Origin of the sequence: Stenotrophomonas maltophilia, assembly GCF_004920835.1 — a bacterium.
In the GTDB taxonomy this organism is placed as follows: Bacteria; Pseudomonadota; Gammaproteobacteria; order Xanthomonadales; family Xanthomonadaceae; genus Stenotrophomonas; species Stenotrophomonas maltophilia_AQ.
In genome coordinates, this window is the sequence record NZ_QFHO01000015.1 from 68,162 (window position 1) to 84,074 (window position 15,913).

A 15,913-nucleotide genomic window follows, 5' to 3' on the forward strand; every position below is an offset into this window, starting at 1 on the left:
ATGCGTTCGCTGGTGCTTGGCCTGCTGCTGGTATTGCCGTCGCTGGCGTCTGCGGCGGCCGAGCCGAACACCCAGCTGCCGGCAGGCAGCCGCTACTACGCAGCATCCACGGTGCCGGATCGCATCGTGGCATCGCCCGCGGCCGATCCCGGCCATGGCTTTGCCGTGGCCTGGCGTACTGATGGCAGCGTGCAGGCGCCGCTGCTGGAGATTGCCGTGGCCGGTGACTCACCGGCCATCCAGGGGATCCGCCAGGTGCGTGCGACGACCCGCGCACTGCAGACCGAGAACGGGCTGTCGCATCATCATCGCGCGGACATCAGCGGCCTGCAGCCGGATACCCAGTACGTCTACCGCGTGCAGGGCAATGGCAGCTGGAGCGCCTGGAACCAGCTGCGTACGCTGGCCGCCGCCGACCAGCCGTTGACGCTGCTGTACTTCGGCGATACCCAGAACAAGAACGTCAGCCATGTCAGCCGCGTGATCCGTGCCGCGCAGAAGGCCGCACCGGAGGCACGCATGAGCCTGTTCGCCGGTGACCTGGTCAGCGGCGGCGACAACATGGATGACAGCGAGTGGGGCGAGTGGTTCGCTGCCGTCGGCTGGCTGGCGCAGGAAACACTGGTGGCGCCGGCGATAGGCAACCACGAGTACTTCGAGGAATTCGAGGACACCCCGCAGGAACGCCGCGTGCTGGGCAAGCATTGGCCGGTGACGTTCGCGCTGCCGGGCAATGGCGCCACCGCCGCGCAGCAGACCAGCTACTGGTTCGATGCACAGGGCGTGCGCGTGGCCGTGGTTGATGGTACTTCGGCACTCGACCTTGGCACGGCCAAGGCGCAGGCGCAGTGGCTGGACAAGGTGCTGACCGGCAATCCGCAGCCATGGACCATCGTGCTGCTGCACCAGCCGTTCTATTCGCCGCGCGAAGGCCGCGAGAACGCCGCGCTGCGTGATGTGCTGTTGCCGGTGGTGCGCCGCCACAACGTGGACCTGGTGCTGCAGGGCCACGATCACACCTACGGCCGTCGCGGTGAAGGGCAGGGCGCCACGCCTCAGTACGTGGTGACCGTGGCCGGGCCCAAGCAGTACCGCCTTTCCGGCGAAGCACGCAGAACGATGGATCCGGTGGCCGAAGACACCCAGCTGTTCCAGGTGCTGCGCATCGATCCGCAGCAACTGCGTTACGAGGCGCGCACGGTGACCGGTCGCCTGTACGACGCGTTTGAACTGCGTCGTGATGCCAAGGGCGGCAAGCAGCGGCTGGAGCAGCGCGAGGGCCGCATCACTTCGCGTGAATGCCCCCGTGCGCAGACTGCCAAAGGTCGCGCAGACCGTTGTTGGGAGTGAGAGGAAACGCCATGACGACACGTCGTATCGTCCCGATGGCCGCCATCGGCGGTGCACTGCTGATTCTGGCCGGTGCGGTTGCTGCTGCCGACGCGGTGCTGCATCCGTTCCTGGTCGCGCAGCCGAAGCAGGCCCCGCTGGAGGTGAACCTGGCGGTGGAGATCCCCGCTGGCAGCTTCACCAAATACGAGATCAAGGAAGACGGTCTGGTGCATGTGGACCGCTTCCAGTCGATGCCGGTGGCCTATCCGGCCAACTACGGCTCGATGCCGCGCACGCTGGCCGGTGACAACGATCCCCTGGATGCGCTGGTGTTGACCCGTGAACCACTGCATCCGGGCGTGATCGTGCGCTTCCGGCCGATCGGCTACCTGAAGATGATCGACGGCGGCGAGCATGACGAGAAGATCATCGGCGTGCCCACCGACAAGGTCGACCCGACCTACGCCAACATCCGCGACCTGAAGGATCTGCCGGAAGTCGAGCGGCAGCGCATCGAGGCGTTCTTCCGGGTCTACAAGGACCTGCCGACAGGCCGCAATCCGGTGCAGCTCAACGGCTGGGGCGATGCCGCCGAAGCGCGTGTGCTGATCAGCGAGGCGATGCAGCGTTTCGAGAGGTAGATCCACGCCATGCGTGGATTCAGCCTCGCAGTGTTTCCAGCAGGCACTCGGCATCCAGGCGGTTGCCAAGCACCTGCGCAACCGCCTGCACCGCGGCTTCCTCGTGCACGGCACGGATGCCCCCATCGTCATCATCGTCGTAGAGGTCGTCGCCGGCCTCCAGATACACGGTGCCGGCCGCCGCCAGAGCCGCCATCAGAGTGGGGACGTCGGCAACAATCTCGCCGGCATCCAGCAGGCCAGCACCGTGATGACTGAACAGCACGCGGCCGTCGTCCAGGTCGAGGATGAAGGGATCGGCGCCGCGGTCGGCAATCACCAGCCAGTTCGATGGCCAATCGTCGATGGGCTCGCCACTGATGCCGTGCCAGCGATAGCCGGCCTGGTGGCTCCACAGGCGCTGCAGCGGCGGTATCCAGACATCAAGGCCAGGGATGGTGATACCGGCTGCACCCACCTTGGCACTGATCTCATCGCCCAGCGGTCCGACCTGCGCGTAGAAGCGCGCCAGCACTGGGGGTAACGGGAATGGGCCCTGCCAGTCACCTTCGCGCTGGGCATGCAGCAGCCCGAAGCGGGCAAATGAGGTGTGCAGATCATTCATGGCAGGGTCCAGCGGGCAGCGGCCCGGCAGCCTAGCAGACGCGCTTCGCCTGCAATGCCTTCACCGCGGCTGGCTATCATGACCGCCTTCCATAACGAAGGCGGTGCATGTGTCGGTAGCGTTGCTATGGTTCCGCCGTGATCTGCGGCTGCAGGACAATCCTGCCCTGCAGGCCGCGCTGGACGCCGGTCACGAGGTGGTACCGGTCTACATCCACGCGCCGCACGAGGAAGGCGAGTGGGTACCCGGTGCGGCCTCGGATGCGTGGCGCCACCGTTCACTGGGCGCATTGGACGCCGACCTGCGCGCGCGCGGTTCCTCACTGGTGCTGTGCGCCGGTGACAGCCTGCCGGCCTTGCAGGCGTTGATCCAGCAGACTGGCGCCGAAGCGGTGTACTGGAACCGCAAGTATGAACCCGCCACCCAGCCACGCGACGCCACCATCAAGCGCACGCTGCGCGAGCAGGGCATCGACGCACAGAGCTGCAATGGCAGCCTGCTGTTCGAGCCGTGGGATATCGCCACCCAGCAGGGCCAGCCGTACAAAGTATTCACGCCGTACTGGCGCAACGTGCTCAGCCACTGGTGCCTGCCCGCGCTGCAGGCCGCACCGAAGGCGCTGACGGCACATTCGGTCGACAGCCTCGGGCTGGAGGAGTTGCGGCTCGCGCCCACGCTGGACTGGGACACCGGCTTCTGGGAGCACTGGCAGCCGGGCGAAGCCGGTGCGCTGGAGGCGTTGTCCGTGTTCGAGGACGGCGCGTTGCGCGGTTACCGCGAGCAGCGTGACCTGCCGGATCGCGTGGGCACCTCGCGAATGTCGCCGCACCTGCATTTCGGCGAGATCGCACCGTGGCGCATCGCCCACGCGCTGGAAGGGCTGCGCAGTGCGGGCACCGACGCCGATATCGATGGTTACCTGCGCCAGCTGGGCTGGCGTGATTTTGCCTATCACCTGCTGCACCACTTCCCGAAGACGCCCACAGACAACCTCAACCCGCGCTTTGACCGTTTCCCGTGGTCCACGCCCAGTGCCGCGCAGCTGCACGACTGGCAGCGCGGCAACACTGGCGTCCCGATCGTCGATGCGGGCCTGCGCGAGCTGTGGCATACCGGCTACATGCACAACCGGGTGCGCATGATCGTTGCCAGTTACCTGTGCAAGCATCTGCGTGCGCACTGGCTGCACGGTGCGCGCTGGTTCTGGGACACCCTGGTCGACGCGGACCTGGCCAACAACACGATGGGCTGGCAATGGGTGGCCGGCACCGGTGCCGACGCAGCGCCGTACTTCCGGGTATTCAATCCAGTCACCCAGGCCGAGAAGTTCGATCCGCAGGCCCGCTACATCAGCCGCTGGGTGCCCGAGCTGGCAGCATTGCCGGTGAAAGCGCGCTTCGCGCCCTGGCAGCATCCGTTGCTGCTGGCCGCACATGCCCCGGACTATCCGCGCACGCCGCTGGTGGATCTGGCCGCGGGCCGGGATGCAGCGTTGGCCGCCTACCGTCAGTCGGGGGCAGGGTAAAGCGCTCCTTGGTCGATCCAGTCAGTTAGCTGAACGCGGCCCTGTCGGCGTGCGGGATCATCATTCCGGCATCGCATTGGGCTGTTTATTCTCTTTGCGCCCGCAAGCCGCCGGCCCGACCGGAAACCAAGGAGAACCCCATGATCCGCAACACCACCCGCAACGTCGCACTGGCCCTGATGAGTGCGGCCGTCCTGTCGGCCTGCGCCACTGGCGGCTCCTATGTGCAGAGTGACCAGTACGGCAACCCGACCGAGCAGCAGAACCGCACCGGCCGCAACGCGCTGATCGGTACCGCCATCGGCGTGGCCGCCGGCCTGCTGACCGGTGACAGCGCCACGGAGCGTCGTCAGCACGCGCTGATCGGCGCCGGCATCGGCGCGCTCAGCGGCGCGGCCGTCGGCCAGTACCAGGACCGCCAGGAACGCGCACTGCGCGAGCGCACCGCCAACACCGGCATCGATGTGCAGCGCCAGGGCGACAACATCATGCTGAACCTGCCGGACGGCATCACCTTCGACTTCGGCAAGGCGACCCTGAAGCCGCAGTTCTACGGCTCGCTCAACGGTGTTGCAGGTACCCTGCGTGACTACAACCAGACCATGATCGAAGTGGTTGGCCACACCGACAGCATCGGCAGCGACGCAGTGAACAACCGTCTGTCCAAGGAACGTGCCGACTCGGTCGCGCAGTATCTGGTTGGCCAGGGTGTGCAGAGCGTGCGCATCGAAACCCTGGGCGCTGGCAAGTCGTACCCGATTGCCGACAACAGCACCGATGCCGGCCGCGCCAAGAACCGCCGCGTCGAAATCCGCGTGATTCCGCTCAAGCAGTAACGCTACGCGTTATTGCTTGAGCCGGTCCGGCCATCGGCCGGAACGAAAATGCCGCCCTTGCAGGCGGCATTTTTGTGGGTGCCGAGCTTGCTCGGCAAGCCGATAGCGTTCCCGGTCGCGGCTGTTCCAATGGCGCCGACCAAGGTCGGCATCTACCAGGAAATTGGCGCGCGGCATCGTTGTGGACTACGCCGCCGAAGCCGCGACCTTTTCCAGGATCCGCTTGCCGCTGATTTCCAACGCAGCGTCTTCCTTTTCCTTCTGCTGCTGCGCCAGCTTCGCGCCCGGGCACTGCGCCAGCATGTAATTGGCGTCGAAGTTGAGCTTCTCGACCAGGAAGTCGACGAATGCACGTACCTTCGGCGAGACCAGGCGGCCGCCGGCGAACACGGCATTGAAGTCCACCTCCGGTCCGGTCCAGCCAGCCAGAACGCGGCGCACCATGCCTGATTCGACGAACGGCTTGGCCATCACATCGCCGGTCAACAGCAGGCCTTCGCCACACACCAGCGCACCATTGAGCGCGGACATGTCGTTGGCGGTCATCAATGGGGTGACCGGGAAGTCACGCAACTCGCCGCCATTCTCGCCCAGCTGCCAAGTGAAGCGCGGCGAGTTGCCGGTGTGGTACGGCTTGCGCATCGCCAGGATACGATGGAACTGCAGCTCTTCCGGATGCAGCGGCTCACCATAGCGTTCGATGTAGGCCGGGCTGGCGAACACCTGCGTGCGCAGGCTGCCGAGCTTGCGTGCCACCAGGTTGGAATCGGGCAGGGCACCCACGCGCAGAGCCAGATCGGCTTCGCCGGCAATCAGGTCCAGCTTCTCATTGCCCATATGCATGTCGAGGCGGATCTCTGGATACTGCGCATGGAACTGGCCCAGCAGCGGCGCAATCCAGGTGATGCCGATCGAATAGGGCACGGTGAAGCGCAGCCAACCGCGTGGGCCGGACTGCAGCTGGCTGACCGCGCTTTCGGCTTCTTCCAGTTCGCGCGCGATGCGCTGGCAGTGCTCGTGGTAGATCGAGCCGGCTTCGGTAAGGCCAAGGCGGCGCGTGGTCCGGTGCAGCAGGCGCGCACCCAGGCGCGTCTCCAGTTCCTGCACCTTGCGGCTGACCGTGGTCTTGGGCAGGCCGAGCGATTTGGCAGCGGCAATGAAACTGCCTTGCTCGACCACTTTGACGAAGATCAGCGTCTCGTTGAGATCGTGGGACATGGTCTGGGATCCTGGACGTCGGGGATGGGACAATCGTGACAGAACGATTGGACCGGGAGCGGGATGATTATTCCCCTTAATCAGGACTAATCAAGTAAAGGTTTGAGGTCTATCGTGGCGCCATTCGTTATTTGGAGCCCGTCCGCCATGAGCCTGCGCAACATTCTTGCCCGTCTCCGGAACGCCGGCCAGAGCACCCTGGACCTGGCAATGACCGTTGAAGTCCGCCCGAGTTCCTTGGTGCACAAGGACTTCCGTGAGTTTACCGCGCCCATGCGTCAGCAGCGTGGCGGTGCCATCCGCCTGGTTCCCCACAAGGGCGACCGACTGCGCCGAATTGGGACTATCCCGGATTTGGGAGGAAATGTCCCGTGAATGGGATGCTGACGCCCGAAGTTCTGGTTCTCGGCGGCACCGGTGCCGTGGGGCAGGGCGTGGTTGGCGCATTGCTGGAAGCCGGCAGCCCGGTGCTGGTGGTCGGCCGCGATCCGGGTCGGCTGGCGGCGCTGCATGAGCAGTTCGCCGATGAGCCAGGCCTGGAAACGCTGCTCGGCTCGCTCAGCGACGATGGTTCGGCGCGTGCGCTGGCCGAGCGGGTCGCGCAGCGCCCACGGCCGCTGGCCGCTGTGATCGCGGCCTTGGGCGGTCCCTACCGGCGCGGTCGCGTGGTCGATCGCAATGGCAATGAACTGCTCGGCGCGCTGCAGGCTGACCTGATGCCGCACGTGCACGCGGTGCGCCACCTGCTGCCGTTGCTGCAGGACAACGTGCACGCACGTCGCTACGTGATGATCGGCAGCCCGGCCGCCGTCAAGCCGTGGGCCGGTTACGGCGAAAGCTCGATCACGGCTGCCGCGATGCGCATGTACGCGCAGGTGGTGCACCAGGAAGCGCAGGCGATCGGCGTGCGCGCGCAGATGCTGGAAGTCTGCAGCCCGGTGTGTACCCCGGCCAACGCGGCCAATGCCTGCATCGAGTGGCCGAGCTCGCTGCTGGTCGGCCGTCGCGTGGTCTCGCTGCTGGATGGATGCCGCGACAACCGCGCCGTCGTCCGTTGTGACAGCAGTGATGCCGAGCTGCCGCGTGGCCTGCTGCACCTGGAAATTCCACCTTTGTGGCGCGATACCGCCGGCGTTGCTTGACCTCGACCTTGGTTGAGGTCGCAGGATGCGCCGCCCGTTTTTGCAACACGTTCTCATCTAGCTGTACCACCCCTCCGTACGGATGCATGCCATGACTTCCCCCAATACCACCCCACATCGTTTCGGCCATCGCATCGCGATGGTCGGCGTGTCGATCCTCGCCGCAGCCGTGCTTGCGGCCTGCAGCGGCGGCCACGCCGAAGAAGCGGGCGCACCGCCGCCGCCGCAGGTCAGTGCCGCGCCGGTCCTGGTCAAGCAGGTCAGCCAGTGGGACGAGTTCAGCGGCCGCGTCGAGGCGGTGCAGAGCGTTGAACTTCGCCCGCGCGTGTCCGGCTACATCGACAAGGTCAACTACGTCGAAGGCCAGGAAGTGAAGAAGGGCGAAGTGCTCTTCACCATCGACGCGCGCAGCTACCAGGCCGAGTACGATCGCGCTGCTGCCGAACTGGCCCGCGCCCGCACCCAGGCGACGTTGGCCCGCAGCGAATCGGAGCGTGCCAAGCGGCTGTCCGAGCAGCAGGCCATTTCCACCGAGACGGCCGAGCAGCGTCGTGCTGCGGCCGACCAGTCCGGTGCGGCAGTGCAGGCGGCGCAGGCGGCGGTGGATGCCGCCCGCCTCAACCTGGAGTTCACCAAGGTGCGGGCCCCGATCGACGGCCGTGCCGGCCGCGCGATGGTCACCGCTGGCAACCTGGTCACTGCGGGCGACAGCGCCAGCGTGCTGACCACCCTGGTGTCGCTGGATACCGTGTTCGTCTACTTCGATGCCGACGAAAGCACCTTCCTGCGCTACGCACAGATGGCACGCAAGGGCGAACGCCCGAGCGAGCGTGACAGCGATCTGCCGGTGAAGGTCGGCCTGTCCGGCGAAGAGGGCTACCCGCATTCGGGCAAGGTCGACTTCCTCGACAACCAGGTGGCCCGCAGCACCGGCACCATCCGTGTCCGTGCACTGCTGGACAATGCCGACCGCCAGTTCACCCCGGGCCTGTTCGCTCGCGTGCAGCTGCTCGGCAGCGGCCAGTTCCAGGCCCTGCTGATCGACGACAAGGCGGTGCTGACCGACCAGGATCGCAAGTACGTGTACGTGGTCGACAAGGATGGCAAGGCCCAGCGCCGTGACATCCAGCTCGGCCGCACCGCCGACGGCCTGCGCATTGTCGAACACGGCCTGGCCGCCGGCGACAAGGTGATCATCGACGGCGTGCAGAAGGTCTTCATGCCAGGCATGCCGGTGCAGGCCAAGGCCGTGGCGATGCAGCCGCAGGCTGCGCCGCCGGCACCGGGTCGCGATGCCACCGCTGCACTGAACCACTGAACCGCGTCCCCGCTTAGCTGCCGGCGCCAGCGGCAGCCTTCCTTGCCTTCGTCATATCGGCGAGGGGCAGGGTGGCTGTTGCCCGCCGAACGCCTTTTCCAGGAATTCCTCCATGGACTTTTCCCGTTTCTTCATCGACAGGCCGATCTTCGCGGCGGTGCTGTCGATCGTGATCTTCGCCGCAGGCCTGATCACGATTCCCATCCTGCCGATCAGCGAGTACCCGGAAGTGGTCCCGCCGTCGGTGGTGGTGCGCACGGTGTATCCGGGCGCCAACCCCAAGGTGATTGCCGAGACCGTTGCCACGCCGCTTGAAGAAGCAATCAACGGCGTCGAAGGCATGATGTACCTGAAGTCGGTTGCCGGTTCCGACGGCGTGCTGCAGATGACCGTCACCTTCCGCCCGGGCACCGACCCGGACGCGGCCGCGGTGAAGGTGCAGAACCGCGTGGCGCAGGCGCAGGCGCGCCTGCCCGAGGACGTGCGCCGGCAGGGCGTGACCACGCAGAAGCAGTCGCCGACCTTCCTGATGGTGGTGCACCTGACCTCGCCGCAAGGCAAGTACGACACCCTGTACCTGCGCAACTACGCCCGCCTGCACGTCAAGGATGCGCTGGCGCGTATTCCGGGCGTGGGTGACGCGCAGATCTTCGGTGGTGGCGACTACGCCATGCGTGCCTGGCTGGACCCGGACAAGGTCGCCTCGCGCGGCCTGACCGCCAGTGACGTGGTGCGCGCCATGCGCGAGCAGAACGTGCAGGTCTCGGCCGGCCAGCTGGGCGCCGAACCGCTGCCGAACAGCCAGTTCCTGACCCTGATCAATGCCCAGGGCCGCCTCAAGTCCGAGAAGGAATTTGGCGACATCGTGCTCAAGAGCGGTGTGGATGGCGAGATCGTTCGCCTGGCCGACGTGGCCCGCCTGGAACTGGGCGCCGGTGACTACACCCTGCGCTCGCAGCTGGACGGCAAGAACGCGGTGGGTATCGGTATCTTCCAGTCGCCGGGTGCCAATGCACTGGAGATCCGTGACCAGGTCATCTCGACGATGGACGAGATGCAGAAGACCATGCCGGCCGACGTGAAGTACGAAGCGGTGTATGACACCACCATCTTCGTGCGCGACTCGATCAAGGCCGTGGTCTCCACGCTGCTGGAAGCCATCGCCCTGGTGGTGCTGGTGGTGATCCTGTTCCTGCAGACCTGGCGTGCTTCGATCATCCCGTTGATCGCGGTGCCGGTGTCGGTGGTGGGTACCTTCGCCGCGCTGTACCTACTGGGCTTCTCGATCAACACGCTGAGCCTGTTCGGCCTGGTGCTGGCGATCGGCATCGTGGTCGACGATGCGATCGTGGTGGTGGAGAACGTCGAGCGCAACATCGAGGAAGGCCTGTCGCCCACTGCGGCGGCACACCAGGCCATGCGTGAGGTGTCCGGCCCGATCGTGGCGATCGCGCTGGTGTTGTGTGCCGTGTTCGTGCCGATGGCGTTCCTGTCCGGTGTCACCGGCCAGTTCTACAAGCAGTTCGCGGTCACCATCGCCATTTCCACGGTGATCTCGGCGATCAATTCGCTGACCCTGTCGCCGGCCCTGGCCGCGCGCCTGTTGAAGCCGCATGACGCGGCCAAGGACGCTCCGACCCGGATCATCGACCGCCTGTTCGGCTGGGTGTTCCGTCCGTTCAACCGCTTCTTCAAGTCCAGCTCGGAGAAGTACGAGCGTGGCGTGTCGAAGATCCTCGGCCGTCGCGGTGCGGTGTTCGTGGTCTACGCGATCCTGCTGGTCGGTACCGGCGTGATCTTCAAGCTGGTGCCGCCGGGCTTCATCCCGACCCAGGACAAGCTGTACCTGATCGCGGGCGTGAAGCTGCCGGAAGGCTCGTCGATCGCGCGTACCGATGAAATGCTGCGCAAGGTTGCCAAGATCGCCCAGGAAACCGATGGCGTGGCCCACACCATTTCGTTCCCGGGCCTGAACGCACTGCAGTTCACCAACACCCCGAACACCGGTGTGGCATTCATTCCGCTCAAGCCGTTCGCCGAGCGTCATGGCCGTACCGCCGCGCAGATCAACGCCGAGATCAACCAGAAGATCGCCGGCCTGCAGGAGGGCTTCGCGTTCGCGATGATGCCGCCGCCGATCCTTGGCCTGGGCAACGGCAACGGCTACCAGATGTTCATCGAGGACCGTGGCAACCTGGGCTACGGTGCGCTGCAGAACGCCGTGCAGGCGATGCAGGGTACCGTCGCGCAGACCCCGGGCATGGCCTTCCCGATCAGCAGCTACCAGGCCAATGTGCCGCAGCTGGATGCTGAAGTGGATCGCGTCAAGGCCAAGGCGCAGGGCGTGCAGCTCACCGAGCTGTTCGACACGCTGCAGACCTATCTCGGTTCGGCCTACGTCAATGACTTCAACCAGTTCGGTCGTACCTGGCAGGTGATCGCCCAGGCCGACGGCCCGTTCCGCGAGAGCGTCGAAGACATCGGCAAGCTGCGTACCCGCAACGACCGTGGCGAGATGGTGCCGATCGGTTCGATGGTCACCATCAAGCAGACCTTCGGCCCGGACCCGGTGCTGCGCTTCAACGGGTACCCGGCGGCTGACCTGGCCGGTGAAGCCGACCCGCGCCTGCTGTCTTCGGCCGAGGCCATGAACAAGCTGACCGAGATCGCCGGCAAGGTGCTGCCGGTGGGCATGACCACCGAATGGACCGACCTGAGCTACCAGCAGGCGACCCAGGGCAAGGCTGCCTTCATCGTGTTCCCGGTGGCGATCATGCTGGCCTTCCTGGTGCTGGCCGCGCTGTACGAGAGCTGGTCGCTGCCGCTGGCGGTGATCCTGATCGTGCCGATGACCCTGTTGTCCGCGCTGTTCGGCGTGTGGCTGACCGGCGGTGACAACAACGTGTTCGTGCAGGTCGGCCTGGTGGTGTTGATGGGCCTGGCGTGCAAGAACGCGATCCTGATCGTCGAATTCGCCAGAGAGCTGGAGATGGGCGGCAAGGGCATCGTTGAATCGGCACTGGAAGCGTGCCGTCTGCGTCTGCGCCCGATCGTGATGACCTCCATCGCGTTCATCGCTGGCACGGTGCCGCTGGTGCTGTCGCATGGTGCGGGTGCCGAAGTGCGCTCGGTGACCGGTATCACCGTGTTCGCCGGCATGCTGGGCGTGACCCTGTTCGGCCTGTTCCTGACGCCGGTGTTCTACGTAGCCCTGCGCAAGTTCGTCACCCGCAATGGTGGTGGCAAGCTGGTGCAGCACGGCGAGCCGACCATCCATCACTGACATGGAACCCCGTCGCCTCCGGTCACTGGCCGGCGGCGGCTTTCCCCTCACAAGGCATGAATCCATGAACTCCCATCAGAACAAGATCGCGCTGGTCACCGGCGCTACCCGCGGCATCGGCGCCGAGACCGTGCGCCAGCTGGCCCAGGCCGGCGTGCACACGCTGCTGGCCGGCCGCAAGCGCGAGACCGCCGTCGAGCAGGCACTGAAGCTGCAGGCCGAGGGCCTGCCGGTGGAGGCCATCCAGCTGGACGTGACCGACGCGGCCAGCATCGCCGAAGCGGTCGAGCAGGTACGCCAACGCCACGGGCGCCTGGATATCCTGGTCAACAACGCCGGCATCATGATCGAGAACCCGGCGCAGGCGCCGTCCGAACAGTCGCTGGATACCTGGAAGCGCACCTTCGACACCAACGTGTACGCGCTGGTGGCGGTGACCCAGGCCTTCCTGCCGCTGGTCAGGCAGGCCAAGTCCGGGCGCATCGTCAACGTATCCAGCATGCTCGGTTCGCAGACCCTGCACGCTGATCCGACTTCGGGCATCTACGATTTCAAGATTCCGGCGTACAACGCGTCCAAGGCGGCGGTGAACAGCTGGACGCTGGCGCTGGCCCATGAACTGCGCAGCACCCAGATCAAGGTCAACACTGTGCATCCGGGTTACGTGAAAACCGATATGAACGGCGGCCACGGCGAGATCGAGATCAGCGAAGGCGCGCGCTCCAGCGTGCAGATGGCACTGATCGGCCATGAAGGTCCGAACGGCAGCTTCACTTACCTGGGTGAGGTGCTGCCATGGTGATCCGCACGTTGGCGATGGCCGTCTCCAGCCTGGTGCTGGCAGGCTGTGTCAGCGTCGGCCCGAACTACAAGGCGCCGGTGCAGGAACCGGTGGTCCTGCAGGGTGCGCAGCAGCCGGTATTCAGCACCACCTCGCCAGTCGCCAGCTGGTGGGCGCAGTTCGATGATCCGGTGCTGGAAGAGCTGGTGCATGGCGCACTGTCGGACAACCTGGACCTGCGTGTGGCCGTGGCCCGCGTCAGCCAGGCCCGTGCGGTGTTCGTCGAGAGTCGCTTCGACCAGGCGCCGCATGTCACCGCAGGCGGCAGCTATGATCGCCGCAAGCAACCCGATCCGCAGCTGGGTGGGCAGCGGGTGTTCAGTGAAAGCTACCAGCTCGGCTTCGATGCGGGCTGGGAGCTGGATCTGTTCGGCCGCAAGCGCCGTGCTGCAGAAGCCGCGCGTGCCGACCTCGATGCCGAGCAGGCCAACCTGGCCGACGCGCAGGTGCTGGTCGCCGCCGAAGTGGCACGCAACTACTTCGAGCTGCGCGGCACGCAGAAGCGCATCGCCGTGGCCCAGCACACTCTCGTCAATCTGCGCGAAACGCAGAAGCTGACCGAGGCGCGCTGGGAACTGGGCGCCGGCAGCGAGCTGGACGTGCAGAGCAGCCGTGCACGGCTGAAGGCGATCGAGGCCGATATTCCGCTGCTGGAAGTGGCCGAGACGCAGTCGCGCAACCGACTGGCGGTGCTGCTGGGCCAGCGTCCGGAGACGCTGACCGCGATGCTGGCACCGCACGAAGTGCCGGCCTATGCCAAGGCGTTGCCGCTGGGTGATACCCGCGAGCTGCTGCGCCAGCGTGCCGACGTGCGCGTGGCCGAGCGTCGCCTGGCGGCGGCGACCGCACGTGTGGGCGTGGCCACTGCCGATCTGTTCCCGCGGCTGTCGCTGTCCGGCTTCGTCGGTTTCCTTGGGGGTGACGCCAGCGGTCTGGTCAACGGCAACAACAAGGCCTGGTCGCTGACCCCGTCGTTGAGCTGGGCGGCGTTCGACTTCGGCACTGTGCGTGCACGCCTGCGTGCCAGCAAGGCCGAGGCCGAAGGTGTGGCCGCGCAGTACGAACAGGCCGTGCTGCTGGCACTGGAAGACACCGAGAACGCGCTGACCCGCTATTCCAAGCAGCAGGCGCGCCTGGCCATCGTGGTCGAGCAGGCGCAGGCGGCACGGCGCGCCGAGTCGCTGGCGCAGATCCGCTACCGCGAAGGTTCGGAAGACTTCCTGACCCTGCTCGATGCACAGCGCACCCAGCTGTCCGCTGATGATGCATTGGCCGCGGCCGAAGCCGAGGTCAATGTCAGCGTAGTGGGTGTGTACAAGGCGCTGGGCGGCTGGGGGCAATCGCCGCAGCAACCCAGCGTGGCGCAGGTGCAGTAAACCGGAGGGGACGGACGCAGTGGCTTCCGTCCCCTTCTGCTTTCAGGGCCAGTGATTGGCCGATACCTCACGCTCGCGCATGTGCACGATGCAGAAGCGATGCCCGGTGGGCGCTTCCATGACCCACCAGCGTTTGACGAAGCCAATCCGGCGCGCGCCAAGCTTCTCCAGGCGGTCGGCCTCGGCGTCGATGTCGTCGCTCTCGATGTCCAGGTGCACCCGTGAAGGGTGATCGACACGTTGCACTTCCACGTTCAGGCCCGCGGGTGCGCCCTGCAGGTCGGCGTACTCGGCGCCGCCTTCGGCATAGGCGGGTTGCGCCTTCAGGCCAAGCGCGGCGGCCCAGAAGCGTGCGCCTTCGTCGGGGGGAATGCCCTCGCAGTCGATGATGAATCCGGCCAGGCGGCTCTGGTGTGCCATGCCCTTCTCCACAGTTCGGGAATGGAGGAAGGGTAGCGCGTCGCGTGCTGTGGACGTTGTCACAGTCATGACGTTTCTGACTCTGCCAGAACCGGGGCCCGCGGTGTAACTAGTGGGGCAGATTCAAGGAGGGAAGGCGATGAGCGATGACAAACGCGATACCCAGCGCATGCTGTTTGGTGATCCGGGACCGCCTGGCGCAGGGCTGTCGGTAGCGGTCGTAGTGCTGATGGTGTTGGCTACGATGGCGGCTGCGATCGGCTTCGTGCGCCTGCCGGATCAGATGCTGGGGCTGGGCCTGATCGGCATCTCCGTGTTCCTGGCGATCGGCGCGCGCATCTGCCAGGCGCGCAACCAGCATCAGGCGTTGTATCGCCTGTTGTCACGGCAGCCGCCACCGTAGCCGCGGCTGCGGCATGGGTTTCAGTGTGCCGGCCAGTCCAGCTCGACCACCAGCGGGAAATGATCGGACGGCAGCACGCCATCGACGCGCCGGTCATCGGTGAGGAAGCTGCGCGCATGGAAACCACGCACCAGCACCCAATCCAGCTGGGAGGTGGCCTTGCCGGTGAAGTCGTGGAAGGTCAGGCGCGGGCCCTGCGGCGCCTTCACCTGGGGACGGGTGTCCTGCAGCACGCGGGTAAACGCCTTGTAGGTGTCGCCGCCCGGTTCGCTGTTGAAGTCTCCGGTCAGCACCACCGGCAGGTCGGCCGGCAGCAACGCCAGGCGCTTGCCGATCAGTTCGGCACCCTTCACCCGGCGTGGTTCGTCTTCGTCGCGGTAGGGCAGGTGGGTATCCATGAAGTAGAAACGACGGCCATCATCCAGACGCCGGAACAGGGCCCAGGTGACCATGCGCGGATACAGGTTGCCCCAGCTGATGCTGCCGGGCACGTCGGGCGTATCGGACAGCCAGAAGTTGCCGGACTCCTCGATGGCCAGCACCGTGCTGTCGTAGAACACGCCCATGTGTTCGTCACCGCTTCCACCGCGGCGGCCTTCGCCGAACCAGCGGTAACCGGGCAGGTGCTCGGACAGGTAGTCGGCCTGCTCCTTCACCAGTTCCTGAGTGCCGATCACGGCCGGGTGTGCATCGAGGATGACCTTGACCATGGCATCGCGACGGTCCGGCCAGCGCTTGCCCGGTTCGGTATCAGCCGGGGTGCGGACATTGAACGACATCACCTTCAGTGGCGCCGGCGCAGCGGCCCAGGCAACGGCAGGCAGAGCAAGCGCCAACAGTGCGCACAGCGCAGGGCGATGGAAGCGCGACAACATCGTGGAATCCCTCCATTCCATGAAAACGGTTTCACGGAGCATGCCATGGAACGCGGGGGCAGCGGTATGCCGGGATGGGCGGCTGGCCGGTGCCGGGCG

15 protein-coding genes are annotated in these 15,913 nt (G+C 66.0%); 11 read left to right on the top strand and 4 right to left on the bottom strand.

The window, feature by feature from the left end; genetic code table 11:
* Together DI041_RS12305 and DI041_RS12310 are read left to right on the top strand one after the other, a co-directional pair.
* Positions 1-1,350, top strand: coding sequence for a purple acid phosphatase family protein (locus tag DI041_RS12305; RefSeq protein WP_248298471.1), 1,350 nt, complete (start codon positions 1-3; stop codon positions 1,348-1,350).
* Between the two features lie 11 nt (positions 1,351-1,361).
* Positions 1,362-1,973 (top strand): inorganic diphosphatase, encoded by a 612-nt coding sequence (locus tag DI041_RS12310; protein ID WP_046983387.1) that lies wholly within the window; start codon positions 1,362-1,364, stop codon positions 1,971-1,973.
* A gap of 19 nt (positions 1,974-1,992) precedes the next feature.
* Here DI041_RS12310 and DI041_RS12315 read toward each other — a convergent pair whose 3' ends face one another.
* Positions 1,993-2,577: an SMI1/KNR4 family protein gene (locus DI041_RS12315; RefSeq protein WP_136638810.1), complete on the bottom strand. Its 585-nt coding sequence runs from the start codon at positions 2,575-2,577 to the stop codon at positions 1,993-1,995.
* A 109-nt stretch (positions 2,578-2,686) separates the two neighbouring features.
* Between DI041_RS12315 and DI041_RS12320 the strand changes: the two genes are divergently transcribed.
* Together DI041_RS12320 and DI041_RS12325 are read left to right on the top strand one after the other, a co-directional pair.
* The gene (locus tag DI041_RS12320) at positions 2,687-4,102 is read left to right on the top strand and encodes a cryptochrome/photolyase family protein (RefSeq protein ID WP_136638809.1); all 1,416 of its coding nucleotides are present in this window, start codon (positions 2,687-2,689) and stop codon (positions 4,100-4,102) included.
* 140 nt (positions 4,103-4,242) lie between these two features.
* On the top strand, positions 4,243-4,938 hold the full coding sequence (locus DI041_RS12325) for a YiaD family glycine zipper/OmpA-like lipoprotein (RefSeq protein WP_012510724.1): 696 nt from the start codon (positions 4,243-4,245) through the stop codon (positions 4,936-4,938).
* Positions 4,939-5,124: 186 nt separating this feature from the next.
* Here the strand turns inward: DI041_RS12325 and DI041_RS12330 are convergent, their stop codons facing one another.
* Complete coding sequence (locus DI041_RS12330) at positions 5,125-6,156, bottom strand: LysR family transcriptional regulator (RefSeq protein ID WP_046983384.1); 1,032 nt, start codon at positions 6,154-6,156, stop codon at positions 5,125-5,127.
* A gap of 147 nt (positions 6,157-6,303) precedes the next feature.
* On the opposite strand from DI041_RS12330, the gene DI041_RS12335 reads away from it, so the two are divergent.
* The 6 genes from DI041_RS12335 to DI041_RS12360 all read left to right on the top strand — a co-directional run bounded on the left by DI041_RS12335 (position 6,304) and on the right by DI041_RS12360 (position 14,116).
* Positions 6,304-6,531 (top strand): hypothetical protein, encoded by a 228-nt coding sequence (locus tag DI041_RS12335; RefSeq protein WP_012510726.1) that lies wholly within the window; start codon positions 6,304-6,306, stop codon positions 6,529-6,531.
* Entirely contained in the window at positions 6,528-7,298 is a 771-nt protein-coding gene (locus DI041_RS12340) for an SDR family NAD(P)-dependent oxidoreductase (RefSeq protein ID WP_136638808.1), read from the top strand. The genes DI041_RS12335 and DI041_RS12340 overlap by 4 nt, the downstream gene beginning before the upstream one ends.
* Before the next feature lie 91 nt (positions 7,299-7,389).
* Positions 7,390-8,616, top strand: coding sequence for an efflux RND transporter periplasmic adaptor subunit (locus tag DI041_RS12345; protein WP_046983395.1), 1,227 nt, complete (start codon positions 7,390-7,392; stop codon positions 8,614-8,616).
* Positions 8,617-8,728: 112 nt separating this feature from the next.
* Positions 8,729-11,899, top strand: coding sequence for an efflux RND transporter permease subunit (locus DI041_RS12350; protein ID WP_012510729.1), 3,171 nt, complete (start codon positions 8,729-8,731; stop codon positions 11,897-11,899).
* 64 nt (positions 11,900-11,963) lie between these two features.
* Positions 11,964-12,701, top strand: coding sequence for an SDR family oxidoreductase (locus DI041_RS12355; RefSeq protein ID WP_012510730.1), 738 nt, complete (start codon positions 11,964-11,966; stop codon positions 12,699-12,701).
* Complete coding sequence (locus DI041_RS12360) at positions 12,695-14,116, top strand: efflux transporter outer membrane subunit (RefSeq protein ID WP_004153207.1); 1,422 nt, start codon at positions 12,695-12,697, stop codon at positions 14,114-14,116. Before DI041_RS12355 ends, DI041_RS12360 begins: the two co-directional genes overlap by 7 nt.
* Positions 14,117-14,158: 42 nt before the next feature.
* On the opposite strand, the gene DI041_RS12365 is transcribed toward DI041_RS12360, so the two are convergent.
* Positions 14,159-14,536 (bottom strand): VOC family protein, encoded by a 378-nt coding sequence (locus tag DI041_RS12365; RefSeq protein ID WP_136638807.1) that lies wholly within the window; start codon positions 14,534-14,536, stop codon positions 14,159-14,161.
* A 139-nt stretch (positions 14,537-14,675) separates the two neighbouring features.
* Here DI041_RS12365 and DI041_RS12370 point away from each other — a divergent pair, with 139 nt between their 5' ends.
* Positions 14,676-14,939, top strand: a complete 264-nt coding sequence (locus DI041_RS12370; RefSeq protein WP_046983382.1) for a hypothetical protein — start codon at positions 14,676-14,678, stop codon at positions 14,937-14,939.
* Between the two features lie 20 nt (positions 14,940-14,959).
* Here DI041_RS12370 and DI041_RS12375 read toward each other — a convergent pair whose 3' ends face one another.
* Positions 14,960-15,814: an endonuclease/exonuclease/phosphatase family protein gene (locus DI041_RS12375; RefSeq protein ID WP_046983381.1), complete on the bottom strand. Its 855-nt coding sequence runs from the start codon at positions 15,812-15,814 to the stop codon at positions 14,960-14,962.
* Positions 15,815-15,913: the final 99 nt, after the last annotated feature.

Bases quoted from the DNA above. Each gene is read 5' to 3' on its own strand.
- DI041_RS12305 (WP_248298471.1), top strand. From the start codon at position 1: ATGCGTTCGCTGGTGCTTGGCCTGCTGCTGGTATTGCCGTCGCTGGCG.
- DI041_RS12310 (WP_046983387.1), top strand. From the start codon at position 1,362: ATGACGACACGTCGTATCGTCCCGATGGCCGCCATCGGCGGTGCACTG.
- DI041_RS12315 (WP_136638810.1), bottom strand. From the start codon at position 2,577: ATGAATGATCTGCACACCTCATTTGCCCGCTTCGGGCTGCTGCATGCC.
- DI041_RS12325 (WP_012510724.1), top strand. From the start codon at position 4,243: ATGATCCGCAACACCACCCGCAACGTCGCACTGGCCCTGATGAGTGCG.
- DI041_RS12330 (WP_046983384.1), bottom strand. From the start codon at position 6,156: ATGTCCCACGATCTCAACGAGACGCTGATCTTCGTCAAAGTGGTCGAG.
- DI041_RS12335 (WP_012510726.1), top strand. From the start codon at position 6,304: ATGAGCCTGCGCAACATTCTTGCCCGTCTCCGGAACGCCGGCCAGAGC.
- DI041_RS12345 (WP_046983395.1), top strand. From the start codon at position 7,390: ATGACTTCCCCCAATACCACCCCACATCGTTTCGGCCATCGCATCGCG.
- DI041_RS12350 (WP_012510729.1), top strand. From the start codon at position 8,729: ATGGACTTTTCCCGTTTCTTCATCGACAGGCCGATCTTCGCGGCGGTG.
- DI041_RS12355 (WP_012510730.1), top strand. From the start codon at position 11,964: ATGAACTCCCATCAGAACAAGATCGCGCTGGTCACCGGCGCTACCCGC.
- DI041_RS12360 (WP_004153207.1), top strand. From the start codon at position 12,695: ATGGTGATCCGCACGTTGGCGATGGCCGTCTCCAGCCTGGTGCTGGCA.
- DI041_RS12365 (WP_136638807.1), bottom strand. From the start codon at position 14,536: ATGGCACACCAGAGCCGCCTGGCCGGATTCATCATCGACTGCGAGGGC.
- DI041_RS12370 (WP_046983382.1), top strand. From the start codon at position 14,676: ATGAGCGATGACAAACGCGATACCCAGCGCATGCTGTTTGGTGATCCG.
- DI041_RS12375 (WP_046983381.1), bottom strand. From the start codon at position 15,814: ATGTTGTCGCGCTTCCATCGCCCTGCGCTGTGCGCACTGTTGGCGCTT.